The 24,574-nt window shown below is 35.7% G+C and carries 27 protein-coding genes; 11 read left to right on the top strand and 16 right to left on the bottom strand.

Features of this window, described 5'->3' with window-relative positions:
• The first annotated feature begins 116 nt into the window (after positions 1–116).
• Positions 117–1,295, top strand: a complete 1,179-nt coding sequence (locus DES48_RS10325; RefSeq protein ID WP_113868969.1) for a MalY/PatB family protein — start codon at positions 117–119, stop codon at positions 1,293–1,295.
• A 29-nt stretch (positions 1,296–1,324) separates the two neighbouring features.
• Here the strand turns inward: DES48_RS10325 and DES48_RS10320 are convergent, their stop codons facing one another.
• The 4 genes from DES48_RS10320 to DES48_RS10305 all read right to left on the bottom strand — a co-directional run bounded on the left by DES48_RS10320 (position 1,325) and on the right by DES48_RS10305 (position 4,052).
• The gene (locus DES48_RS10320; protein ID WP_079710944.1) at positions 1,325–1,900 is read right to left on the bottom strand and encodes a superoxide dismutase family protein; all 576 of its coding nucleotides are present in this window, start codon (positions 1,898–1,900) and stop codon (positions 1,325–1,327) included.
• Positions 1,901–1,971: 71 nt separating this feature from the next.
• Entirely contained in the window at positions 1,972–3,168 is a 1,197-nt protein-coding gene (locus DES48_RS10315; protein ID WP_113868967.1) for a cation:proton antiporter, read from the bottom strand.
• A gap of 7 nt (positions 3,169–3,175) precedes the next feature.
• A complete protein-coding gene (locus DES48_RS10310) occupies positions 3,176–3,667 on the bottom strand; it encodes a cation:proton antiporter regulatory subunit (RefSeq protein WP_245911374.1) in 492 nt (163 codons plus the stop codon).
• Positions 3,668–3,788: 121 nt separating this feature from the next.
• Entirely contained in the window at positions 3,789–4,052 is a 264-nt protein-coding gene (locus DES48_RS10305; protein WP_079710941.1) for a phosphocarrier protein HPr, read from the bottom strand.
• A gap of 251 nt (positions 4,053–4,303) precedes the next feature.
• Here DES48_RS10305 and deoD point away from each other — a divergent pair, with 251 nt between their 5' ends.
• The 3 genes from deoD to DES48_RS10290 all read left to right on the top strand — a co-directional run bounded on the left by deoD (position 4,304) and on the right by DES48_RS10290 (position 6,500).
• Positions 4,304–5,011 (top strand): purine-nucleoside phosphorylase, encoded by a 708-nt coding sequence (deoD, locus tag DES48_RS10300; RefSeq protein WP_079710940.1) that lies wholly within the window; start codon positions 4,304–4,306, stop codon positions 5,009–5,011.
• A 280-nt stretch (positions 5,012–5,291) separates the two neighbouring features.
• Complete coding sequence (locus DES48_RS10295; protein WP_342769944.1) at positions 5,292–5,903, top strand: biotin transporter BioY; 612 nt, start codon at positions 5,292–5,294, stop codon at positions 5,901–5,903.
• Between the two features lie 123 nt (positions 5,904–6,026).
• Positions 6,027–6,500 (top strand): divergent PAP2 family protein, encoded by a 474-nt coding sequence (locus tag DES48_RS10290; protein ID WP_113868961.1) that lies wholly within the window; start codon positions 6,027–6,029, stop codon positions 6,498–6,500.
• A 104-nt stretch (positions 6,501–6,604) separates the two neighbouring features.
• Here DES48_RS10290 and DES48_RS10285 read toward each other — a convergent pair whose 3' ends face one another.
• On the bottom strand, positions 6,605–7,291 hold the full coding sequence (locus DES48_RS10285; protein ID WP_113868959.1) for a 3D domain-containing protein: 687 nt from the start codon (positions 7,289–7,291) through the stop codon (positions 6,605–6,607).
• 98 nt (positions 7,292–7,389) lie between these two features.
• Positions 7,390–8,625 carry an NAD(P)/FAD-dependent oxidoreductase gene (locus DES48_RS10280; RefSeq protein ID WP_113868957.1) on the bottom strand — a complete coding sequence of 412 codons (1,236 nt, stop codon included), beginning with the start codon at positions 8,623–8,625 and terminating at the stop codon, positions 7,390–7,392.
• A 185-nt stretch (positions 8,626–8,810) separates the two neighbouring features.
• Here DES48_RS10280 and DES48_RS10275 point away from each other — a divergent pair, with 185 nt between their 5' ends.
• Positions 8,811–9,797, top strand: coding sequence for an NAD(P)/FAD-dependent oxidoreductase (locus DES48_RS10275; RefSeq protein ID WP_113869024.1), 987 nt, complete (start codon positions 8,811–8,813; stop codon positions 9,795–9,797).
• A gap of 311 nt (positions 9,798–10,108) precedes the next feature.
• Here the strand turns inward: DES48_RS10275 and DES48_RS10270 are convergent, their stop codons facing one another.
• Both DES48_RS10270 and dapF read right to left on the bottom strand, forming a co-directional pair.
• Positions 10,109–10,468 carry a HesB/IscA family protein gene (locus DES48_RS10270; protein WP_079710934.1) on the bottom strand — a complete coding sequence of 120 codons (360 nt, stop codon included), beginning with the start codon at positions 10,466–10,468 and terminating at the stop codon, positions 10,109–10,111.
• Positions 10,469–10,566: 98 nt separating this feature from the next.
• Positions 10,567–11,427 (bottom strand): diaminopimelate epimerase, encoded by an 861-nt coding sequence (dapF, locus tag DES48_RS10265; RefSeq protein WP_113868955.1) that lies wholly within the window; start codon positions 11,425–11,427, stop codon positions 10,567–10,569.
• Between the two features lie 223 nt (positions 11,428–11,650).
• Here dapF and DES48_RS10260 point away from each other — a divergent pair, with 223 nt between their 5' ends.
• Positions 11,651–11,875, top strand: coding sequence for a NifU family protein (locus DES48_RS10260; protein WP_245911370.1), 225 nt, complete (start codon positions 11,651–11,653; stop codon positions 11,873–11,875).
• Positions 11,876–12,285: 410 nt separating this feature from the next.
• On the opposite strand, the gene DES48_RS10255 is transcribed toward DES48_RS10260, so the two are convergent.
• The 5 genes from DES48_RS10255 to DES48_RS10235 form a co-directional block, all read right to left on the bottom strand.
• Positions 12,286–14,328: a methyl-accepting chemotaxis protein gene (locus tag DES48_RS10255; protein ID WP_113868953.1), complete on the bottom strand. Its 2,043-nt coding sequence runs from the start codon at positions 14,326–14,328 to the stop codon at positions 12,286–12,288.
• A 259-nt stretch (positions 14,329–14,587) separates the two neighbouring features.
• Positions 14,588–15,475, bottom strand: a complete 888-nt coding sequence (gene thrB, locus DES48_RS10250; protein WP_113868951.1) for a homoserine kinase — start codon at positions 15,473–15,475, stop codon at positions 14,588–14,590.
• Positions 15,472–16,533, bottom strand: a complete 1,062-nt coding sequence (thrC, locus tag DES48_RS10245; protein ID WP_079710930.1) for a threonine synthase — start codon at positions 16,531–16,533, stop codon at positions 15,472–15,474. Before thrC ends, thrB begins: the two co-directional genes overlap by 4 nt.
• A 3-nt stretch (positions 16,534–16,536) precedes the next feature.
• Entirely contained in the window at positions 16,537–17,829 is a 1,293-nt protein-coding gene (locus tag DES48_RS10240; RefSeq protein ID WP_143804857.1) for a homoserine dehydrogenase, read from the bottom strand.
• Between the two features lie 116 nt (positions 17,830–17,945).
• Positions 17,946–18,908, bottom strand: a complete 963-nt coding sequence (locus DES48_RS10235) for a protein kinase family protein (protein ID WP_113868949.1) — start codon at positions 18,906–18,908, stop codon at positions 17,946–17,948.
• A 134-nt stretch (positions 18,909–19,042) separates the two neighbouring features.
• Between DES48_RS10235 and DES48_RS10230 the strand changes: the two genes are divergently transcribed.
• Positions 19,043–19,555, top strand: coding sequence for a phosphatidylglycerophosphatase A family protein (locus tag DES48_RS10230; protein WP_079710927.1), 513 nt, complete (start codon positions 19,043–19,045; stop codon positions 19,553–19,555).
• A gap of 26 nt (positions 19,556–19,581) precedes the next feature.
• Here DES48_RS10230 and DES48_RS10225 read toward each other — a convergent pair whose 3' ends face one another.
• The gene (locus DES48_RS10225; RefSeq protein ID WP_079710926.1) at positions 19,582–20,049 is read right to left on the bottom strand and encodes a flavodoxin domain-containing protein; all 468 of its coding nucleotides are present in this window, start codon (positions 20,047–20,049) and stop codon (positions 19,582–19,584) included.
• 26 nt (positions 20,050–20,075) lie between these two features.
• Positions 20,076–20,828, bottom strand: a complete 753-nt coding sequence (locus DES48_RS10220; protein WP_113868947.1) for a class I SAM-dependent methyltransferase — start codon at positions 20,826–20,828, stop codon at positions 20,076–20,078.
• Between the two features lie 171 nt (positions 20,829–20,999).
• Between DES48_RS10220 and DES48_RS10215 the strand changes: the two genes are divergently transcribed.
• From DES48_RS10215 to DES48_RS10205, 3 genes are all read left to right on the top strand, one after another.
• The gene (locus DES48_RS10215; RefSeq protein ID WP_079710924.1) at positions 21,000–21,341 is read left to right on the top strand and encodes a cupin domain-containing protein; all 342 of its coding nucleotides are present in this window, start codon (positions 21,000–21,002) and stop codon (positions 21,339–21,341) included.
• Positions 21,342–21,577: 236 nt separating this feature from the next.
• Complete coding sequence (locus DES48_RS10210) at positions 21,578–22,234, top strand: hypothetical protein (protein ID WP_113868945.1); 657 nt, start codon at positions 21,578–21,580, stop codon at positions 22,232–22,234.
• 114 nt (positions 22,235–22,348) lie between these two features.
• Entirely contained in the window at positions 22,349–23,131 is a 783-nt protein-coding gene (locus tag DES48_RS10205) for a hypothetical protein (RefSeq protein WP_147232401.1), read from the top strand.
• Between the two features lie 23 nt (positions 23,132–23,154).
• Here DES48_RS10205 and DES48_RS10200 read toward each other — a convergent pair whose 3' ends face one another.
• Entirely contained in the window at positions 23,155–23,430 is a 276-nt protein-coding gene (locus DES48_RS10200) for a YutD family protein (RefSeq protein WP_079711021.1), read from the bottom strand.
• A gap of 182 nt (positions 23,431–23,612) precedes the next feature.
• Here DES48_RS10200 and DES48_RS10195 point away from each other — a divergent pair, with 182 nt between their 5' ends.
• Entirely contained in the window at positions 23,613–24,572 is a 960-nt protein-coding gene (locus DES48_RS10195; RefSeq protein ID WP_425451883.1) for a M23 family metallopeptidase, read from the top strand.
• The last annotated feature ends 2 nt before the right edge of the window (positions 24,573–24,574 follow it).

The raw sequence follows: 24,574 nt of genomic DNA, 5'->3' as shown, positions 1-24,574 counted from the left end.
TTTTTTGTCTTCATTTATCTAAATATAAATTTATCGATGTTTCAAAAAAAACATGTTATAATGCACAAATATTATAAAATATTTAAATAAAGTAATGAACAGGAGGAAGCGAGACAATGGCAGCAGATTTCGAAAGTTTTCCAGAACGTAAAAATACACGATCGGCTAAATGGGATATGGTTGAAACCCTATTTGGTTCTAAAGAAGTACAACCAATGTGGGTTGCAGACATGGACCTAACCATTGCTGATTCAATTAAACAAAAGTTGATCGAACGCGTTGAGCATGGTATTTTCGGTTATACCTTAACGGATGATACATTACATGGACATGTGAAACAATGGATCTATGATCAACATCAATGGGAAATTAACAAAGACTGGATCGTTTATAGCCCTGGTGTTATTCCAACTTTACATATGGCTGTGTTAACACAAACGAAACCTGGTGATAAAATTGTCATCCAAACACCTGTTTATCCACCGTTTTACAGTATTATTGAGTCACATGATCGTGAGATAGTTAAGAACCCACTTGTTTATGAAAATAACCGCTATACAATGGATTTTGATCATTTAGAAGATACATTTAAACAAGGTGTTCAAGCTATTATTCTGTGTAATCCGCATAATCCGGTTGGCAGGGTATGGACGAAAGAAGAATTAGAGAAATTAACCGCCCTTTGTCTAGCATACGATGTGTTAATTCTTTCGGATGAAATTCATGCAGATTTAATTTATTCAGGAAATAAACACACTCCAATCAGTTCACTATCTGAATCTGTTAGTCAACAAACCGTTACTTGTCTATCTCCTACCAAAACATTTAATTTGGCTGGCTTGCAAGTATCTTATGCTATTATCCCAAACAAACGTATTCGCACAGAAATACAAGATGCGTTTAAAAAATATGGTATAACGATGGTAAATACAATGGGCGTTACGGCACTAGAAGCCGCTTATACAGAAGGAAAAGATTGGTTGAACGGGCTCTTGCAATTGTTAGAAACAAACCGTAACCTCGTGGTCGATGCTTTTGCAGATCGAGAAGAAATCACTGCTATTCGAGCAGAAGGCACTTATTTGATTTGGTTAGATTGCACGAATATGAATTTATCACATGATGACTTAAAACGATTCATGCAAGAAGAAGCCAAAGTTGGACTCAATGATGGTGCTTCTTTTGGCGAAGAGGGTAAAGGTTTTATGCGAATAAATATAGCCAGTCCTACTGCATATGTGCAAGAAGGCGTTAATAAAATCCTTCATGCACTTGATCAAAGAAAAAACAAATAGTTATAAAAAAGAGGAGTTGCTCGACGGAGCTACTCCTCTTCTGTTTTTTCATTATCTTCTGTTGGATCGGTTGGTTGCTTTTCTTGTTCTGCAACTTTGCCAGTAATCTTTCCGCATATTATCCGTTCACCTGCATTCCCTGCTGGTTGGCTGACACCATCATCTTGTTTTTCATGAATAATAATGGAGGTGCCGTCTTCTTCTAATAACGAATATTTCCCTTCAGATAGTGTCACTTGATCAAGGGTAAACTCTGCTTCTGCTGTACCATCTTCTCCAGCTTCAATATTAGGCATATCACCAAGATGAGCACCGTTTGGATTCATTAACCCATGTTTTTTTCCTTCAGGATTATAGTGACTACCAGCCGATTGAAAATCTGGTGATTCACACTTTCCGTATTCATGAATATGCACCCCATGTAAACCTGGCTTTAATCCTTCTACAGCTATTTTTACAGAAACACTATCCGCTTCTTCGGTAAAAGTGGCTGTTCCTACGGTATCATTAGCTCGATCATATAAAGGGACTGTTAATGGAGAGTAATCATTTTGTTGGCATGAAACAAGAAACAAACAACTAATCATTAGCAAAAAAAAGCGCATGCTATTACTCCTTTACAACTTAGTCTATCTAAAAGCATGTCCAAAACGCTTATTTGCTAATCATTGTTGCTTTATTGTTTTTCATCTGGGGCAACCGGAACATGTAGATTTTTTTTCTTTGGTTGAGGTTTACCATATATTTTATTGGTGATCTTTGGTGCATAATCAAATAAGATCATCCCTAGAAATGCAGCTGCAACAATATAAATCCCGGCTAGTATTTGTGTCATACCAGTAGCAACATTGGCAATAACGACTGAAAATTCACCTCTAGCACATAGTGACAAACCAGCACGTAACGAAACTCGTTTGGATAACCCGTACCATCTACCACCAATCACACCGACAAGTACTTTAGCAATGATAGACCAAATAAGTAACGCAAGTAACAATAGCGGCATCGGTAAGCCACTTCCTAATTCAATCGAAGTACCAAACGATAAGAAAAAGGTTGGTAACAATAAATTACGAATCGGCATTACTGCATGCTCAACGCGATTAATTTTTCCAATTTCAGCAAGCATCATACCAGCTAAGAATGCTCCTAACACTTCGGATAAGCCTAATAACAGTGCTAAACCACCAAATGTTATCGCTATCCCTACAAGCAGAGCATATTTGAAGTCCTCATCATCAATTTTTCCCAATAGTGTTTCAAACTTTTTAAATATTGTTTTACCTAACAGAATAGCCAAACCAACGAGTCCAACAACTTTTAATAAAACAAATAATAAATCAGTTGCAGCGAACTCCCCCCCACCTGCTTGTAATCCAATTAATACAGCAATGACAATTGGAGCGATTAAATCCTCAAAAATTAAAATGGCTAGCATAAATTCAGTTTCGGTGTTTGCCATCCGACTTTTGTCATCTAATAATTTAGCAGTAATAGAGGAACTAGTCGCATAAGCTACACCTCCGACAAGAAATGCTTCAAAGAAACTCATACCGAATCCAAGTGAAATTAGCATGGCAACACCCATGGATAAACCTAAATCAAGTAATCCAGAAGACCAGACCTTTTTGGCGATATTACCCAATCTTGATAAACTGAATTCGAGGCCAAGAATAAAGAATAGCAGGACTATTCCAACTTCACTTAAAAAGTGCAACACTTCATTGTGACTTAAGAAGTCAGCTAGGAGTACACCAAATAAAATGTATAAAATCACGCTAGGAAAGTTAATTTTGATACTAACAAAGCCTAAATAAAAAATTCCAAGTAATATCAATCCTGCTACAAATAACGAAGGTAACTCACTTAGCAAGGTTCACTCATTCCTCTCCTTTGCACAATGCTTCAAGCATCGCAATCTGATCTTTCTTTCCAATAGCCATTAGAACATCTCCAGGCTCTAAGATCCGATCGGCTTCAGGAATAGCAATCATTTCTTCTCCTTGTACAATTCCAATAATCGTTGTGCCAGTTTTATTTCTCACTTCTGATTCTTCAATGGTTTGATGTGTCAAAGAAGATTTTTCTGTCACTGTAATGTAATCAATAACAATTTGCTTTTTAAACATTTTCAGCTGGTTAGCGTTAACCGGTTGATAGGTTGCACCTAATAATTGTGCGCCTAGTTCTCGTGTTTCATCTGCTGTTAAATCGATGGCAAAGTCTGCTTCATCACTGTCTACATCGTCAAAGAAATACAGCTCTCGTTTACCCGTATGATGAACAATCACCACTAACATACTGTCTTCTGCTGTTTTTAACGTTATTTTTTGTCCGATTCCAGGCAACTGTGATACGGAAACATTCATCATTAACACCTCTACTTACATTCTATGGCTAGATAGTCATATATTTGTTCATTAGTATAGCATAATTTTAGCTTACACGAATTGTGCTTAAAAATAAAAAAAAGCTAGAAATTCTAGCTTTTAGTTACTCCCCTAGTTGTTCGGTAATGGTTTCCGTGATACCCTCTAACGCTTGGTCTTCATCCGCACCTTCCACACTTACGGTAATTTCAGCACCTTTAGGTACACCTAAAGACATCACACCCATAATTGATTTCAAGTTTACTGTCTTACCATTGTAATGTAATTCAACATGTGATTCATACTGACCTGCTTTATTAACTAACAATGTTGCTGGTCTTGCGTGAATACCTGTGTCATCTGTAATTGTGAATTTCTTTTCTTTCATTAGTTCTTCTCCCCTCTAACTATTGTACATTTCATTAAGTAGTGAATGTTTGATTGTACCATTACTTAGATGAATTGACTAGTTAAACATATTATATATGAAAACGCAACCAGAATAAATAGTAAAAACGAAAACTTTTAAAGCGATTTCATTATACTGCTGACAACCTTTCGAAAAAGATAGGAATTTGTATTATAAAAACGAATGTGGTACTTTAAAATTAGTTTGAAATGAATGGAGGATTTAAATTAATGAGTGTACACATTGGTGCAAAACAAGGAGATATTGCAGATAAAATTCTACTACCAGGAGATCCACTACGCGCTAAATATATTGCCGAAACTTTTTTAGAAGATGTTACTTGTTATAATGAAGTACGTGGGATGTATGGTTATACTGGTACATATAAAGGGGAAAGAGTTTCTGTTCAAGGGACAGGGATGGGTGTTCCATCTATTTCAATCTACGTAAATGAGTTAATTCAAAGTTACGATGTAAAAAAATTAATCCGAGTTGGAACTTGTGGAGCAATCCAAAAGGATGTCAACGTTCGTGATGTCATCTTAGCATCGACTTCTACAACTGATTCTCAAATGAATCGGATGGTGTTTGGTGGTATTGATTATGCACCAACCGCTAACTTTGAACTACTGAAAAACGCATATGACGTGGGAACAAAGCATGGTTTAAACTTACGAGTTGGTAATGTATTCACTAGTGATAACTTCTATCGTGACAATGGAAAGGAATTATTAGAGCTTTTAGCAAAGTATAATGTGCTAGCGGTTGAAATGGAAACTACAGCATTGTACACATTAGCAGCTAAATTTGATCGTCAAGCGCTTTCCGTACTTACCGTATCTGACCATATGCTTACTGGTGAAGAAACAAGTGCAGAAGAAAGACAGACAACATTTAATGATATGATGGTTGTAGCTTTAGACGCAGCGATTAAATAAAAGTATTTAAAAAAGGCTGGGACAAAAGTAATTTTTAACTACAGTATACGAATGATTGATGAGTCTCGTATATTTCCAGTTACTTAGTTATGTTTTCTAACTAAAACGAACGATGGATAAAATAGGTTATCCATCGTTCGTTTATCAGGGATCTTCATTCACTTTTGTCCCACCTTCTTTCTTATCATCTCTTACATTTTCTCCGCCTCGATTGTTAACCTAAATTAAATTAAGTTGACAATCTCTTGATTTTCTCCTACTATTCTTTTTGGGGGGGATAATGATGAAGAATATTACCACACGCGACCTCACTTATGGGGCAATTTTTGTCTGTTTAATGACTATTGGCGCTAATATCACAGTTTGGTTTCCTTTTTTAGCGATTCCGATTGCTGGAGTTACAGTACCGCTATCTTTACAAACCTTTTTTGCTATTTGCGCTGGACTTTTTCTAGGAAGAAGATTAGCTCTCTTATCTTTAACAGCTTACACCTTGATTGGTGTGGCTGGGGTACCTGTCTTTGCAAAAATGCATGCAGGCCTTTTCACCTTGTTTGATTATACAGGGGGATTTATCTTTGGATTTATTTGTGTAGCTTTTGTTACAGGTTGGCTGATCGAAAAGCAAACACAGCTGACATTGGGCTATACTTTATTTGTCGCTATCATTGGCGTATTAGTGAATTATTTTGTAGGTATAAATTATATGTATATTGCCATGAATACTTGGCTTGGACTATCGATTGATTATTCGATTGCTTGGACTAGCATGCTTCCATTTTTCCTTAAAGACATCGCTTTATCGGTTGTTGCCGCCTTTGTAATTGTAAAAATGTTAAAACGTTTACCCCAAGCTATACTGCTGCAAAGGCGAATGCAGTCAAAAAATTAACTTTTAATTTACAATCGGACAGCCACAGCCTTTTCTTTTCCATATCGAGCTATGCTATAATAAAATTATAATATAAAATGTTAAAAGACAAATGCTTGATTTGTAGGAAAGGATGAACCTAGCTTGGCATTGTTGGAAAATTTCCCATTATGGGTAGCACTTATTTCGATTGTTTTCGCACAAGTGGTGAAAATACCAATTCATTTAATTGCAACAAAAGAATTCAAACCAGGACTTGCTTTTAGTACAGGAGGAATGCCTAGTAGTCACTCTGCTGCCGTTGCAGCCGTAACTACTGGAATTGGTATGGAACACGGTGTTGATTCAGGACTCTTTGCAGTTGCTTGTGTCTTTAGTATTATTATTATGTTTGATGCCACTGGTATAAGAAGACAAGCTGGGGAACAAGCAATTATCTTAAACATGCTTGTCAAAGACTTTAACTATTTTATTGAAGAAGCTAAAGTATGGGCAAAGAAAGAAGAATATCAAAAACAAGAAGAATTAAAAGAATTGTTAGGGCACCAGCCAATTGAAGTATTCTTTGGTGGATTAACCGGAATTATTCTGGCGTTTGTTCTTTATCCCTTATTTTAAGCTAACCTATAGCGATAGTTAGAAAAGCACCACTTTGCAATTATACATAGTAATACTATGTTTATCTTTTTTAACCGTAATAAAAGCAAGCTAACCATTCGCTGTTAGCTTGCTTTTATTTGTTCACGAAACACCTGTAGCGCTTGTGTTTCATTAAGTTTTTTTAAAGTTTCATCCGTTAAGGTGCCATCGCCTTTTTCAATTTCATAAACAGTAGTATCTTTCTTGCCCCATTTTTCATATACATCAGCAACAGTTGGATAATATAAATCGAGTTCATTCCCATTAATTGCTTCACCTTTATCAGCAACTACACCGTAACCGTATTCGGGAATATACAAAATTGTGCCAATTGGAAAAACAGATAAATCTGCTGCTATAGTAGAATATAAATCTCTTGTTACTTGTACTCCTGAGAATGTAATGCCGTATTCTGGATGATTTGGTGTTTTTCCAGTTGATTCAACTCCAGCAGTATAACCAGTTGCGGTCACTTGATGACTTGGATAACGCTCTACATTGATCGTATCTCCTAACGTTTTAGGAGCATTTGTTTGCTCACTAGAAGTATGATAACTTGTTGTTGCTTTTTCGACATGTAGTTGTTTCTTGGAGTAATGAAATTGTTTACTTGGCTGCTCTTTTACTATATGTGCTTGTTCCATCGCCGGTTGGTTATGAAGACCAGCAGTAACGATTTCCACCGGGGTAAGATTCGTCACCACCACAACCGTTGTGTAACAAGCAGTTAGGAAGAGAATAGACATAAATAAACGTTTCAACCATACCATTTTTACTTACACCTCTTTCTGGGTGTAAGCTTCTCCAACAAAGCATTGTTTTATACATTTTTGTCAGAAACCATGATCAAAAGTGTTAATTTGCTTGACTAAAACTTCTTTTTCTTACGTAACAAAGATAGACCACCAAGCTGATACAACACTCGATTCTCAATCAATCGCTTCAACATAACTGCTTCTCTACCAAATATTTTCTTATTATTAAACAGGATTCCAATCGCGTCTTTTTTCCCTAACGATGCGATAATTCCTTGTTCTTTATAATTAAAAGGCTTAATTTCCTTCTTGTCTCCTTTAATCATCGCCACAATATTTTTTGCACATATCTTGCCTTGTTGCATCGCCATTTGTGCAGTAGGAGGAACAGCTTCCCCATGTTCTGGATGGTAAATAGTAGCACTATCTCCAATCACAAAGACATTTTTACTATGTGGTACACGCATATCTGCTGTCACTTCCACACTCCCATTTTTGTTTGGCAGATCGGATTGCTCAATCAATCGATTTGCTCGAACACCTGCTGTCCAAATAAACATAGACATCGGAATTTCTTGGGTCCAACTATTTTTTTCGACAATAACATGATCTGCTCGCACTCGTTTGACTGAGGTACCTAAATAAAACGTTATCCCTTTGTTTTCTAATGCTTGCATGGCATACTCACCTAACTCCAAGTTAAAACCGGGCATAACAGAGTGCTCACGCTCGATTGTTATTAGTTTAAAATCTTGTTTCGTTAACTGATATTTTTTACACCAATCGCTTAGCTGATCCGTTAGTTCCCCAAGATACTCTACCCCTGTAAAACCACCACCGCCAACAACAATAGTAAATGGGTGATCTGATTTCTGTTTAGAATAAGCAGCTAATTTGATGTCCATCTGTTGTCTTAGATGACTTGATTTATCTATGCTTCCAATTGTATAAGCATACTCTGTTACACCAGGTATATTAAATGTATTCATTTCAAATCCTAAAGCGACAACTAAATAATCATACGTTATGCAACCATGTTCCGCTAAACAAACGTGTTGTTTTTCACTTCGTATTTCTGTTACTGTATCGACCAAACATTCAATTTTTTCTTGATCAACGAGTTTATCTATTGAAATCTTGGTGTGATTATCATGTAATGACCCCGCAGCATTTTCGTGTAACCATGTGGTTTGATAATGATAGGAATGCTTATTAACCAGTATAATTTTAGCATCATCTTCCGTTAAGTTCTTTTGCAATGTTAATGCTGCTGTTAAACCAGCATAACCAGCTCCAAGAATGACGATTGTAGGTTTTGCCATACGACCACTTCCGTTCTTTGCTACCATTTAGGCGTCTACCACAAAATGAAATAGCTTCTACTAATTTATTACCTCTTTTAATCTTAGAAGCTTTCTGATTAATTTTCAAGCAATCTTTAGACGGCGCGTAATAGTACTACATAAACAAAAAAGTGTGTTAAAATATTCACTGTCTACTTATGTTTAGGTCAATTTAGGAGGAAATAACAATGATGGAACAAAAAATATATGATATAACGATCATTGGTGCTGGTCCGACTGGATTATTCACCGCCTATTATGGGGGCTTGAGACAATCTAGTGTAAAAATAATTGAAAGCCTACCCCATATTGGTGGTCAATTAAGTGCCTTATATCCAGAGAAATATATATATGATGTAGCCGGATTTCCAAAAGTTCGTGCACAAGACCTTGTCCATAATTTGAAGGAACAATTAGATATGTTTGATCCTTCTATTGCTTTAGAAGAAGAAGTGCAAGAGGTCGAACGCCTTGAAGATGGGATATTTCGTTTAACAACCAATCAAGATATCCATTATACGAAAACGATCATTATTACAGCTGGTAATGGTGCATTTCAACCACGGAAACTAGCTTTAAAAGAAGCGGAAGCATATGAAACACGTAACTTGCATTATTTTGTCGATAATATGATGCAGTTCAAGGATAAACGTGTCGTGTTGTTTGGGGGTGGAGACTCAGCCGTTGATTGGGCACTAATGTTAGAGCCAATCGCAAAAGAAGTAACACTTATTCACCGACGAGATAAATTCCGCGCCCATGAACACAGTGTAGAAAATTTAAAAAATTCAAAAGTGCGTATCCTTACACCTTACGTACCGGAATCTTTTGTAGGGACAGATGAGATTGAACAAGTAAAAGTAAGCGAAGTTAAAGGAGAAAACATCATAACGATTGATGTCGATGATGTCATAGTAAATTATGGTTTTGTTTCTTCCTTAGGACCAATTAAAGGCTGGGGCATGGATATCGAGAAAAATAGCATTGTAGTCAATACCAAAATGGAAACCTCTGTCGAAGGAATTTATGCAGCTGGTGATATCTGTACATATCCAGGAAAAATTAATTTAATTGCAACTGGATTTGGTGAAGGTCCAACAGCTGTCAATAATGCAAAAACATATATTGAACCAAATGCTCGGGTACAACCGAAACACTCGACAAGTATGTTTGAATGAATCTGGCTAAAGGCGTACTGTTTTGAAGAATAAACAAGTAACATCACCGAAAGATGAAAAAATTTCTTTCGGTGATGTTTTTATGATGTGCTCGAAGGATGAACATTATTTAAACTTATTTTATCCGTTAGTAGGGCTATAATAAGTGGTACACCTCAAGACTGGTAAAATTTTAAAATATGGAGTTCATTCGAACGTCTACAATTGGTGCAACGATTGATAAGTATTAATATAAAAATGGAACTTCTTCGTTTATTGAAGTTCCATTTTTATAAGTAAAATCAACTGTTGATTTTAGCAGAGTCTTTTCCTTAACAATCACCTGGTGTACCAGCATTCGTCGCTGTTTTAAACGATGAGCCACACCCGCAAGATACGATGGCATTTGGATTATCGATGGTAAATCCACCACCCATCATATTCTGTTTGAAGTCAATTGTTGTTCCTTCAATAACTGCAATATCTTGTGTAAAAATAGTAACCGGAATACCATTAACTTCTTCTTTTGTATCTAATTCTTCGTTTACATCATAGTCAAAACCTAACGAATACGATAAACCACTACAACCGCCACCTTTGACACCAAAACGTAAACGTACTGTTTCTTGGTCTTCATCTTTCATCATCTCTTGTATTTGAGAACGTGCATTATCAGTAATGTTTAATACCATTCTACTTCCTCCTTCACTTGTAAGTGCTATTTTTTAGTATACAAGTATTGCTTATTTGCTTCAACTTTGTCGCTCGAAAATCACTAACAGGACGACTGTTAGATACGATTCGTAAAAAAGACCCCGTCCAAAGTACGTTCTGCTTTTCCTCTCATCCATACATGCCCATCTTCTGCCCAATTGATAAATAAATCGCCACCACTTAAATGAACGGTTATTTCTTCGTTTTTTGAAGCATAATCATTTAAAATTGCTGCAACAACCGCTGCACATGCTCCAGTACCACAAGCTTGTGTGACACCTGATCCTCTTTCCCAGACACGAAAGTGCATTTCTGTTGCACTAATAATTTCAACAAATTCCACATTTACGCCTTCAGGGAAGCGTTGATCTGCTGTAATAACTGGTCCTAGTTCATACAATGGGGCTTTTTCAATAGCTTCAACAAAAAATATTGCATGTGGATTTCCCATTGACACAGCAGTTACTTGTAAAGGATGAAGACTAACTTGAAACGATTCTGCAATGACCGTTTCGTTATCTTCACCTTCCATTGGAATCATTTTGCGATTTAATCGAGGTGCTCCCATATCTACTGTTACTTCTTCAACATGCACTTTAGTACCATGCACCTCAGCTGTTACATTCCCTGCTTTTGTCTCAATCGAAAACGTAGATGTGGTTACTAAACCATTTTCATACGCATACTTAGCGACACAACGAAGGCCATTGCCACATGTCTTCCCTTCTGAACCATCCTTATTAAATATACGCATACCAACTTCCGCAACTTCACTCGGTTGAATTAGAATAAGACCATCTGATCCAATTCCTGTATTCACGTCTGCTACTTCTATCGCTAACGGAACTAGCTGCTCTTCTGTTAATGGATATTTGAACAAATCAACATATATATAACTATTACCTAATCCATGCATTTTAGTAAAAGGAATTTCCATAGCAACCTCCGTTTTCTCTACTTATTATTTAGTAATAGTAATTATCTAACTGACACACATTATTACAAATCTTAGCGTGTAGCATTATTTATCGATCATTTCTATTTTACAAAACTTTAGAAAAAAGTTAAAATAATTGTTGTTAAAACACTGTGATGTACTGCATAGATTTTTTTGAAAAAAGTGATATACTAGGTTATAGATAATAGAAAGGGGAAGATGGATGATGCAAGATCAAGTCCAAGAAGTGCTAAACAAATTACGTCCATTTTTACTACGTGACGGTGGAGATGTGGAATTAGTTGATGTAGATGAAGGCATTGTACGTCTTCGTTTAATGGGAGCATGCGGCAATTGCCCTAGTTCAACGATTACTTTGAAAGCAGGAATTGAGCGTGCACTTATGGCAGAAGTTCCTGGCGTAATGGAAATCGAACAAGTATTTTAGTGAAAAATAACCTTATTATAAAATCAATCGGCCAAAACTCTCCACAAGTTTTGGTCTTTTTTTTATGACTATTTTAAGTAGATCCTATTACGAACGGATTTCTCTTTTTATTTGATAAACAATGCCTAGCATCAATAATAAGATGTGGAAAACTAATTAATTCACTAATGGTATTCTGCTATCAATTTATTTACTTACATTTTGTTTGCCATTGCTTCTTGTTCGTTATGCTAAGAAAGCCCATTTTAGTATTGTAATCCTCGTCCTACCAAACGAATGCAAATAACGTTCATTAAAGTATTTTTCGAAATGAATAAATTAAAGTCAGCAAATGGCATACTCCTGAAGGAATAACTACCCATTTGCTGACTGAACAGCGAAATTACGCCAAGTTAAAGTATTAACTAAAATTAGATTCTAAATCGTTTAATTAATCGTTCTAATTCTTCACTTGATTTCTGTAAATCTTCTGCTGATGTAGTAATTGTTTTTAATGCTGTTAATTGTTCTTGCGAAGAAGCGTCTACTTCCTCTGAAACAGAAGCATTTTGTTGTAAAATGCTAGCGATTTGACTAACCGCTTCGACCACATGATCTTTAGATGTATCCATTTTCTCTATATCTTTTACAATTGTTTGGATCGACTCAGTCATCTTATCATTTTCTTTTGCTATTGATTCAAATGCTTCAACGGTTTCTTTTGCTGTTTCATTCTGTTCCTCCGACATTTCTCTGGAAGAACCGATTTGTTGTACGGCATTTTCTGAATCTAGTTGTACTTCTTTAATCGTATCCCTAATGTTTTCAGTAGCAGCAGACGTCTGCTCCGCAAGTTTTCTTACTTCATCGGCAACTACAGCGAACCCTTTTCCGTCCTCACCCGCTCTAGCTGCTTCAATCGATGCATTTAATGCAAGTAAATTCGTTTGTTCGGAAATAGAACTGATGGTATTCACTATTTCTCCGATTTGCGTCATCTTAGTTGATAATTCTTGTATAACTTTTTCTACGGAAAGCACCACATTTGCTGACTGATCTGATTTCTCTCTTAGTTGTGTAATTTGTTCAATTCCTTGTTTATTCAGCTGTTGCACTTCTTCCGAATAGGTTGCTAGCTGATTCGTTTGATCGACCAAATTAGTTAGTTTTTCAGAGAATGAAGCTGTTTCTTGATTGGTGGCATCCGCATGACTCGCTGCTTCCGTAATTCCTTTGGTCGCTTCACTCATCGCTCGACTAATTTCTTCACTAGAAGCAGTTGTTTCTTCCGATACAGCACTTAATTGTTCGGTAGAACCTGACACAGTATGAATGGATGACTGTACGGATGCTACTAACTCTCTAATACTTTTCACCATATTATTAAAGTTATTGGTTAGCTCCCCTATCTCATCTTTCGTTTTTGGTTCAAGATGAACAGATAAGTCACCTGAAGCCACTTTGCTTACTTCAGTATTTAATTCTTTTAAAGGTTTCGTTAATCTTCTAGCAACGATCACAGCAACGGCAATGAAAAGGATTAAGATAATAGCTGATGCTATTACAATCTGCATTAGTAAATTACTTAAGGCACCATATGCTTCTTGATCTGGAATAACAATTCCCACTGTCCAATTCGTTCGAGGTATTTGTTGATAGTAAACATGGCCTGATCTATCATTTTCTAATTCCACTGTTTCTATCCCTGAAGGTTGGTTTTCTAGTGTTTGAACCAATGGGGAAAGTGTTGCATCTTCGGATAAAGAAATACTTTCATTTTGTTCGATATTAGGATGTACTAGGAAACGCTCTGATTCATCTAATAAGAAAGCCCAACCAGTTTCGCCTGCATCGATTCCTTTAACAATGTTTTGCATATTGCCTATATCGATATCACTAGAAACCACACCAACGAATTGATCCGAATGGTCATAAAACGGCACACTTGTTGTTATTAGTGTTGTACCTAACGCTTCATCATAATAAGGTTCTGTCCAAGTTATTTCGCCTGATTCGGCTCCTGCAGTGTACCAATATTGATTTGGATAATCATAGTCACTTGTTTCATATTCGTCGGTATACACAACATTGTCACCATCTTTATAGCTATAAGGTCCAAAATATTGTGTCTCCTCATCATGTCCATAAGGAGCGTACCATACACCCATCCCAAATGTTTCTTCGTTTATTGGTAAGTAGCGTTCAAAAAGAGCAGCAAAATCCTCTCTTTCTAGTTGTTGTCCTTCTGCCCCAGCCAACTCACTCATTGTTTCTCCCAATCGTTGATGTCCAGTTAATTTTCCATCAATTTCATTGGTAACTTCTTTAGTAAGATTGGTCATCTTACTATCAATTTGAGTTTCTAATTCCGATTTGGCAAACATATAACTTAAAATGGATATGCCAATAATCGCTATTAACACAATAGGAACAAATAGTAAGATTTTGAACTGTATACTATTTTTATTTAACATACAATTCCCCCCTTTTCATTTATTATCGACATAAATCGACTTTATTTAATGCAAAGTTGAGAAAACTTTATCTGGATTTCTAAATTTGAGGAAAAAATATGCTGTGTATAGTATTTTTTAACTCACCTATTCAATTTAGTTGATACTAGTTTTTAAATTTTTCATTTTTTTAGCCATCCTAGGTATATATCTTCTTTCAGCGTCTTAGTAATGACACCATAGACTATACCATGGGATGGCTATTTGATTTCGAAATTGATTAATTAACCTTTGTTACTACACCTTGATTATCAACTTCCAATGCTAACCATTGAAAGTTAGGATATGTTTTTTTCCAGTTATCTAGCTGTCGATCTACAACTGCTTTTGTGGTCAATGCAATCATGGTTGGACCAGCACCACTTAAAAATGTACCATAAACATCTTTTTCAACTAATTGAGTCACCTCATCATAGTGCGGGATAAGTTTTTTTCGATAAGACTGGTGAAAATGATCCTTTTTCATCATTTTGCCTAATAGATCCCAGTCACCTTGGCAAATAGCTGCTGTCGAGACATTTGCAACCGCACTAGCTTGGACACTTTCTTGATAAGAAAATGATTTTGGCAAAACAGCTCGTGCTTGTGTTGTCTTTAATTCGTAAGGAGGGATAATTGCTAAGAATATCAAATCATTAATGGGAATCTGTATCCAATCTAGCTGTTGATCGTAATGGCCAATCACACAGCCACCTAGTAAAGATGGAGCGACATTATCTGGATGTCCTTCAATTGCTGTAGCAATTTCCAATTTTTCTGACTTAGAGAGGTTTAATTCCAACAATACATCTGCTAATTCAATACCAGCTATGATGGCAGTAGCACTGCTACCCAAACCTCTCGCTAATGGAATATGACTCGTCAGCCGAACGGTTGAAGGAGGTAGGCTTTGATAACCAAATTTTTTTGCTACTTTGCGTCCGATTTTATATATAAGATTTTGCTTGTCAGTTGGTAGTGCTTTTACTTCTTCAGTTAAAGCAATGAATTCCCATTCGTCAGAAGGTGCTACTTCTAATGTTAAGTATAGATTTAATGCGACTCCAATAGAATCAAAGCCAGCACCCAAATTTGCAGTGGTTGCTGGCACATGAATCACCCAACTCATACCGATACACTACCTAAAATTTCTTTCATAACTATATCTTCTTCGTTAGGTAGGACGCGTGGTTTAATCTCACTGTACTCAATTGCTGTATTTGGATCTTTTAATCCATTGCCTGTTAACACGCAGACGACTTTTGTGCCTTTCGCTACTTCCCCTTGTTCTAAGGCTTTGAAAAGTCCCGCAACTGATGCATTGGAGGCTGGTTCAGCAAAGATACCTTCATTCGCTGCCATCCATTGATAGGCTGCAATCATTTGCTCATCTGTTATTTCATCAATGGTACCACCAGACTCATCACGTGCCTCAATCGCTTTTTGCCAGCTAGCCGGGTTGCCAATTCGAATAGCTGTCCCTACTGTTTCAGGATGGTCAAATACTTTATTATGCACAATAGCTGCTGCTCCACTTGCTTCATACCCCATCATTTTAGGGAGTCCTGTCTGCTTTTGTGCATGGTACTCTTTAAATCCTTTCCAATAAGCCGTGATATTACCAGCGTTACCTACAGGAATAAATAGATAATCTGGAGCTTCTCCTAACACATCACATACTTCAAACGCAGCTGTTTTTTGTCCTTCAATTCGATACGGATTAACTGAGTTAACTAGAGTAATTCCATCTTGCTCGCCAAGTTTGCGAACAATGCGCAAAGCATCATCAAAATTTCCTTCGATGGAATATATCTCAGCACCGTACATAACCGCTTGTGCTAACTTTCCTTGAGCAATCTTTCCTTCTGGAATGACAATAATGCACCTAAGTCCAGCTCGCGCAGCGAATGCTGCTGCAGAAGCAGAAGTATTTCCGGTCGAAGCACAAATTACTGCTTCTGTTCCTTCTTCAATTGCTTTCGCCATGGCCATCACCATGCCACGATCTTTAAACGAACCGGTTGGATTAATTCCTTCCACCTTAGCATAAGCCTCTACCCCATACTGCTTCGATAGATTATCCAATTTAATTAACGGCGTGTTTCCTTCATGCAATGTGATCCGTGGTGTTTGTTCTGTTACTGGTAAATAAGATTGATAATGTTTTAATAAACCTTCCCAAGTCATCTATTATTCCTCCCCATCTACACGATAATGACTGATTAATCGTTTTACGATAGCTAATCCTTCTAATTTAGCCATGCTTTTCAATAACTGTTCTCTGCTTATTTTATGGGTCACCATCACAATTTCAGCTGTTTTTTCTTGATCGCTAGGTAATTGAAGAATTTTCGCAAAACTAACTTCATGTTCGGAAAAGATATTGGTAATCTCTTGAAAAGCACCCGCTTGATCATCTACTTCAAAACGAATAAAGTGACGCGAGTATTTTTCGTGATCTTCTTTTAATTGACGGTCAAATTGTGGATCAATATAGGTGTTACCACTAATTCCTAAGCGGATATTCTTCACCACTTCCATTAAATCAGATACCACTGCTGTTGCTGTAGGTAAGCTACCTGCACCAGGTCCATAAAACATCGTTTCTCCTACTGCTTCTCCGTAAACATAGACCGCATTATATTCATTTTTTACTAAGGCTAGTGGATGATCTTTTGGTAGTAAAGTAGGCTCAACAGATACTTCCGCTTTACCGTTATGCATCGAAGCAATACCAATTAATTTAATGGTGTAATCAAGGTTCTCAGCGAATTGAATATCTTCTTGGGTCAAATTTCGAATGCCAGTTACATTTACATCCTCTAAGTGTAATTCCATTTTAAACGCTAAATTCGCAAGTAAAGTCATTTTTCTCGCTGCATCTAAACCGTCAACATCTGATGAAGGATCTGCTTCAGCAAAACCTAAATTTTGCGCCTCTTTTAACACAGAGTCATAGGCTAAACCTTCATCTGTCATTTTCGTCATCATATAATTGGTTGTTCCATTAACAATACCCATGATTTTTTGAATATGATCAGAAGCTAAACCATCTGATAAGGAGCGAAGAATTGGAATACCTCCAGCCACACTCGCATCATATAGAATGTCACAATGGTTTTGCTTTGCTAAACGCAGTAATTTTTGTCCATGAACAGCCATTAAATCCTTGTTAGCCGTTACAATATGCTTCTTATTCTTTAAGGCTGTTTCTAATAGCTTATTGGTATCTTCAATACCACCCATGACTTCGATAATCACATCGATGTTTGCTGCTTCAACAAGTTCACTAGGATCATTGGTTAACCAGTCACGATCAATAATATCGTCTCTCTGTTTATCCATATTATTAACTAACACTTTTCTAATCTCAATTTCACATCCAAGTTTATGTTTAATATGCTCTTGATGATCTTGTAATACTTTCACAACGCCAGTGCCTACCGTGCCTAAACCACATAAACCAACATTTATTTTATCCAAAAGTAGCGCCTCCCCCTGTGTTCTAAAAAAGTACATGTGTTTATCTATAGTGGACATTATACCGCTCTATTTCATGTTATTCAAGAAGCAATTACCTAAAATTTCTGAAAAAACTGTCACCAATCTAATTGATGTATTCGGTTTTTAAACACATCAATTTTATTGTCTTTAAAAAATGTTCTTAATTGTTCTTCATAATATAGTTGATTATCTAACATTTGTCGATAATTAAGATATGTTTCTTCCTTATCAAAATGATTGGAAGAACGGTCAATAAAATCAAATAAATGTATTGGTAAAATTAAACGAGCATATAGTAATTCCCAACCAAAGACTGATAATGGAGAGGTCTTTTCATAAGTTTGCAAGATCTCAACAATTTGCTGTTTCCCATCCTTACGGAAAAGAAGTGGTCGAATATATTCGGCAATATCCCTGGCTGGATGGTCAAAAATAAATTCATTCGAAAAAATAAAAGGTTTATCTAATTGATTTGTGTAGCGTTGAAACGTAATACAGCCTTGATCCATCTCGGTAAATCTAGTCTCATGGTTAATTTCTTGTACGTATTGAATCGCATTTTCAGTAAGACCAATCAAATATGGAAAAGTGTCGACTAATAAACGCTGATATCTAGAGACTGGACGCATATCTAATTGGTTCTGGTAATACGCTTCAAACAATGTCAATTTATCTTCCCATAAAGATTGCCAAGATCCATAAACCGATATAAATCGTGGCATATAAGGATAGCCAATAGCAACTTGATGGAACTCAGCTAGACGCGTTTCACTATTCTTTATTTCATATGGATGTTTCATTGCTTGAAGACATACATATGATTTATCTTGATCTTGCGTAACGAAAGATCCATTTATACTTTTTATTGGCTTTGCAACACGTAAGTAATTTTGTTGTTCCAGGTAAGAAGCTAACCATTCACGCTCTAAATGAGCTTGTTCTGATTCGCCTGTTGGCAGAATAAAATAATAAAAGTTATCTAACACATAAGCTTCCCGCTTATCTATCTTTACTACTTTCCCGTTAACATGTTCGATGTATTGATATATAACGGACATAAAATTCACTCCTTTTGTTGGTATACTGTACGTAACTATCAAACAGAGTAGAACATATATTATCTCGTTTGATTTTCACAAGACTGGGTATAGTAGTAAAGAATATAGATAGGAAAATAGTTAGGGGGATTACCATGAAGGCTAATTCAGAATTAGAAAAACAAGCAAGACAGTGGTTACACGAACGAGGTGTGACAGTAGAAGATATCGCTGACCTTGTTCACTATTTACAAGAAAGATATCATGACCATTTAACAATAGAAGATTGTATTTATAATGTAGAGAAAGTATTAGGCAAGCGTGAGGTTCAAAATGCGATTTTAACTGGGATTCAGCTTGATATATTAGCAGAGAAAAAGCAACTAGCTTCACCATTACAGGAAACCATCGAGGTCGATGAAAGCTTATATGGTGTCGATGAGATTATTGCTTTTTCTATTGTAAATGTGTACGGTTCAATTGGTTTTACCAACTACGGTTATATTGACAAACAAAAGCCAGGTATTCTTGCAAAACTAAACGATAAATCAAGTGGACAGTGTCATACATTTTTAGATGATATCGTTGGTGCAATTGCAGCCGCTGCCTCAAGTCGTTTAGCACATAGTGCTGTTAATGCAGAAGACTTAGATGATGACGATAACTAGCATTATCATTAAAACGAAGGAAAATCCTACATATCCTTCGTTTTTTTGTTTACATAATACATGAAATCACTTGCAAATTGATGACATTTTTTTATATCTTCGGCTTCTGGGGATAATTCTATTTTTAAATTTGAAACAGGTAATTTTGCTCCACATTCCTTTACTATATTAGCGAAAGTATCAATTGCGCCACCATAGCTATCGTACCAGGAATCACAAGAGCCAAATAATCCGACAGGCCTATCAGTTAAATTCCAAGCTGCTAAATCATCATACAAATCTTCTGCTTCAAATGGGATATCTCCATCTCCATCGGTATACGTGCCTATCATCATACCATCAGCATCATCAAGTATGGTAGATTCAAGCTTGTCATACCCAATTTGATAACGTTCAATCTTTACATTTTGTTTTTCTAGATAAGTTCCGATTATTTCAGCTATTTCTTCTGTGTTTCCTGTCATACTTGCGTATAGGATAACAATTTTAATCATATCTCCCACCTCATAGTCGCTTTACTTTATGATTTCTCACTACAAACAGCAATAAAATGTAATACATCTTTTTTCGAACGAAAAAGGTGAAACATTTTCCAAAACATCTGTCGATTTGATCTCTCCATTGCATTTTTTACTATTTTAATTGTTCCAATCACACCTTCATCCTTCATCATTCCAACAGGAGATAGTAATATCATTGGACCAGAAATAATGGTTGTATGTTGAAATTGTTGTGCAAATGTTTCCTGCCAACCTTCTTGCGTAAGGGGTTGTACATTCACATGAATCGCTTCACGTAATTGAGATACAACAGCTTCTTCCGCTTTTACTAACATCACATCATGTGTTAGTAATTTACCTCCTTTTTTTAATACGCGAAAATATTCTTTAACTGCTTTTTCTTTAACCTTCGCAGGTAGCATCGTAAGCATTGCTTCATTAATAACGACATCAAAGGATTCATCAGGAAAAGGTAGCTTAATTGCGTTTGCTTGAACAAGCGTGATTTTGTCATCTAATCTTTCTTCGGTTATATTTACTTTTGCTTTATCTAAAACATGCCGGTCTAAATCTACACCAGTAACATGACAATTATACCGTTTCACTAAATCAATCATGGTCGTACCCATATTACAAGCAACCTCTAATACTTTCGTTTCTGCTGAAAATGATGCTTGGTCAATGAGCCAATCTGTTGCCTTCTTCCCTCCAGGCCGAAGTCTTTTTTTACCAATACGAGCTAGAAAGGTATGTCCTACTTCTTGCTTTTTCATCACACAACTCTCCTATACTTTTATGCTCAATCATTAACATTATAGTTAAAATACTACTTGAAAATGATTATCATTGTCAAGTATCATATAAATACAAATTCCCCATTGTGAAGTAGCTCACTTTAAGTGAACAACATCTTGGTATAATTTTTAAAAAAGGAGAATAATAAAATGAAAAAAAATAACCTTGCTACATTCATTGCGTATGGTGACACACAATTTTCCAAAAAGATTATTTCTAAAGAGGAGAATAGTACTGCTTTTATGTTGAATTTTCTACCTGGTCAAGCTTTACCAGCTCATCGCCACCCAGGTAGTACTGTTTACTTACAAGTTATTACTGGAAAAGGTACATTTACGATTGATAATCAAGCAACAGTAGTGACAGAACAAGATATCCTATCGGTAACTGGGGATGAAGAGTTAGCATTTGTAAACGATGGTGCACAACCAACAAGCATCTATGTTGTTCTTACCCGTATTCCTAGCGAAGCATATGCAAAAGATATTTAAAATCAACCCTTTTGATATATCCATAACGAATTTTTTGCTGTTATAGTGTGAAGTAAATCGCGCTATGACAGCTTTTTTTATCACAATTAATACTAGTTAAACATTTTCACTAAATTTCACTACTAAAACAAAAAAATAATACATAAAAATACAAAAAATGTTACAATAAATCATCGATTAAATTTTAGAATTTTTTGATTTTAAAAACATTTTAGTAAATAAGGAGTGAGCGGTGCTTGTTAGTTAAAAGACTATATTGGATTATCCCTATTTGTTTTTTACTCATTGGAGTGGGGATTATATTCTGGGATTCAATAAATGAAGTAACAGAACCACCAGCTGGAGGTTGGAGTCGAGGGATCAAAGTTGGGGAAAGCTATGGAAATAAATACCCTTTAATAGAGAAAGATAGCACCAATTCTTTTTCAATTTATCAATACGGTGATAATACAGAATTTATAAAAAAATCTTATGATATCAATTCTTTAGCCCCGAAAGATAATAAAAGTTTTTCTAATATTCCTTTTAATAAATGGAACAATTTTATAAACATCAATAATAAACTCTATTACATAAACAAGGATAAAATGTTTGATGCATCAGGTTCGGTTGTAGTAAAAGATATAGATAGTTTTTACACATTAAATGAGCAATTGTTTTATCAACAAGACAGGCAAATTAAACAATTTGAGGGAGAAAGTACGGAAGAGAAAACCATATTTGAATTAGAAAATGATCGAATAAAATGGAAAATTATTTCAGATGAAGATAAACCCAGGCTCCTCACAATTAATAATGAAGCTAACCCTATTATGGTAAAAATCAACTCTGATCAAGGGGAAACTTTATTTTCTCAAGAAATAGAAATTTCCAGTATGAAAAAGATAAAATAAGCAGCTGTAACAAGTAACAAACAAAAAGTAAATTTACTTTATTTAGTGGCAGGGAAAAGTCACAAAAGTAAGAATCAACAAGAGCTATTCTTATTACAAATAGATTTAGAAACAATGAATAGCTCAATTCAACAAGTTACCTTTCCTGATCCATATGCACAAACAATGCTTACAGATATAAGTGACTTCACACTCAATTATCAAAATGGAAACATAACTACTTTGTTCAGTGCTTTGGGTTACAGTGAGACAAAGTATCGAGATACGACTTCCTTTAATATTTATGAGGCAACTTATACGAACAATACTTGGGACGTGACTCGACGAAGTAACACATCTAAGCTGTCAAGCAAACCACAATGGATTAGTGACCAAATTATTGCTTGGATTGATCAGAGTGCAGATAAAAACACAGTCCTGGTCTCTTCCAGCAAAAACAATTGGATTGAGCAAGGAAATAAAATCTCTAGGGACGACTTTCTTTTTGCAAGTGGAAAAGCATTCGGGATGATTTCGTTCTCATTTCTTACATTTATTTTAGGAATTAAGTGGTACCTAATTACCTTTTGTTTAATAGGACTAATCTATGTGATTCGAAGACGCTTCATTGATACGGATCCAAAATGGATTTATTACTTGGGTATAGCCATTTATGCGGTTAGCTGTTATTTAACAATAGATACTTTCTTTACTGAGACTGTCATGAATAGTGCACCGTCCTTTTTAACATTTCCATTTAGTAATTACGTATTTACAACAATATTTGGGATGATAGCCTATTTTTCAACTTATTTAGGAGAAAAACGATTTGAATGGCATACTTGGATGAAATTGTTTTACTTTATGACAATACACATTGTATTATTAACGATTTACTTTGGTAGTTATATTTTATAAATGATTGTAAAAAACGCATCGATTTATTTATCGATGCGTTTTGCAATAAAATAAGCACAGCCAAAGTTACAATATTCATACAAATAATCTTCCACAGTACTGAATTTCGTATCAAATGAAGATTTTGGATTTTGATCATCATAAAACCCTTTTAACCGCAGCTGTTCATAACCCCAATCACCTACAATAAAGTCGTATTTCGACAAAATCTCACTATATCGCTCTTCAAATGCTTTTATATCAAACCCAGATTTTTTATCTTCAATAACTTCATATGCCTGTCCTTGAATTTCAACCATCATTTTTCTACTCCTTTGCCATACCAAATCGTTAATATTATTCTAACATACCACATGTAAAATAGCCTATTATATCAGTAAAAAAACTGGAAAAACTAAGATAGTGGTTGATTTTAACATCTATCATTTCCCATTCATTGTACACACTAATTCGTAGGAATTTGGTACGAGGAGGTGATTGCGTGGTTAAAAAAACATTAATTATCATTTGTTTTTTATGTCCTTTTTTTATTTCCCAGGTAATAGCAGAAGAAAAAGAGGCAAATGATGAGATAGAAAAAATGGCAATGTTTAAAAAAACAGAAGCACTAACTTTTATTCCTTGGTATTACTTAGCTGCAATCAATCAATATGAAAAAAACATAAAAAAAGAGGCATCGAATGACAACTTGATAGCTATCGAATTTCCAAATGAACAATGGTATGGGTTAGGTAATCTTGATCAAATAAAAGATGCGACATTTATTCAACTATACAATGGGATTGGACAAGATGGAAATGGCGATGGCAAAGCTGATCCGGCAAATGATGAAGACACATTAGCTACCATGGCACACTGGATATTGCAATGGGGTACATCTGAACAAGATATAAAAATTGCATTATGGAACTTTTATCAACGAGCTATAAACGTGCAAACCATTGAGGAAATAGCAAAAATATATAAAACATTTGGCACCATTGAACTAGATGATAATGATTTCCCGATTCCTTTACAACATAACTATAGTTACCGAAGTACATGGGGGGATGCTAGGGGATTTGGCGGTAGACGTATCCATGAAGGAACCGATATTTTTGCTAATTATGGAACCCCCGTTAAAGCCACCCGTTATGGTGTTGTAGAGATTGTCGGTTGGAATCGTTTTGGTGGCTGGCGCATTGGTATTCGGGACATTTACAATACCTACCATTATTTTGCTCACTTAAACGGATTTAAAGATGGATTAAAGGTTGGAGACATTGTAAAACCAGGGGATGTAATTGGTTCTGTTGGTGCTTCGGGATACGGCCCACCAGGTACATCCGGTAAATTCCCACCACATTTACATTATGGTATGTATAAAGATAACGGATACAGTGAATGGGCATTCGATCCATATTCGCATTTAAAAAGATGGGAAAAGCAAGCACGGAATTAGAC

The sequence above is a fragment of the Paraliobacillus ryukyuensis genome, assembly GCF_003315295.1.
Classification (GTDB): domain Bacteria; phylum Bacillota; class Bacilli; order Bacillales; family Amphibacillaceae; genus Paraliobacillus; species Paraliobacillus ryukyuensis.
This window is presented reverse-complemented; position numbering and strand designations above follow the sequence as displayed.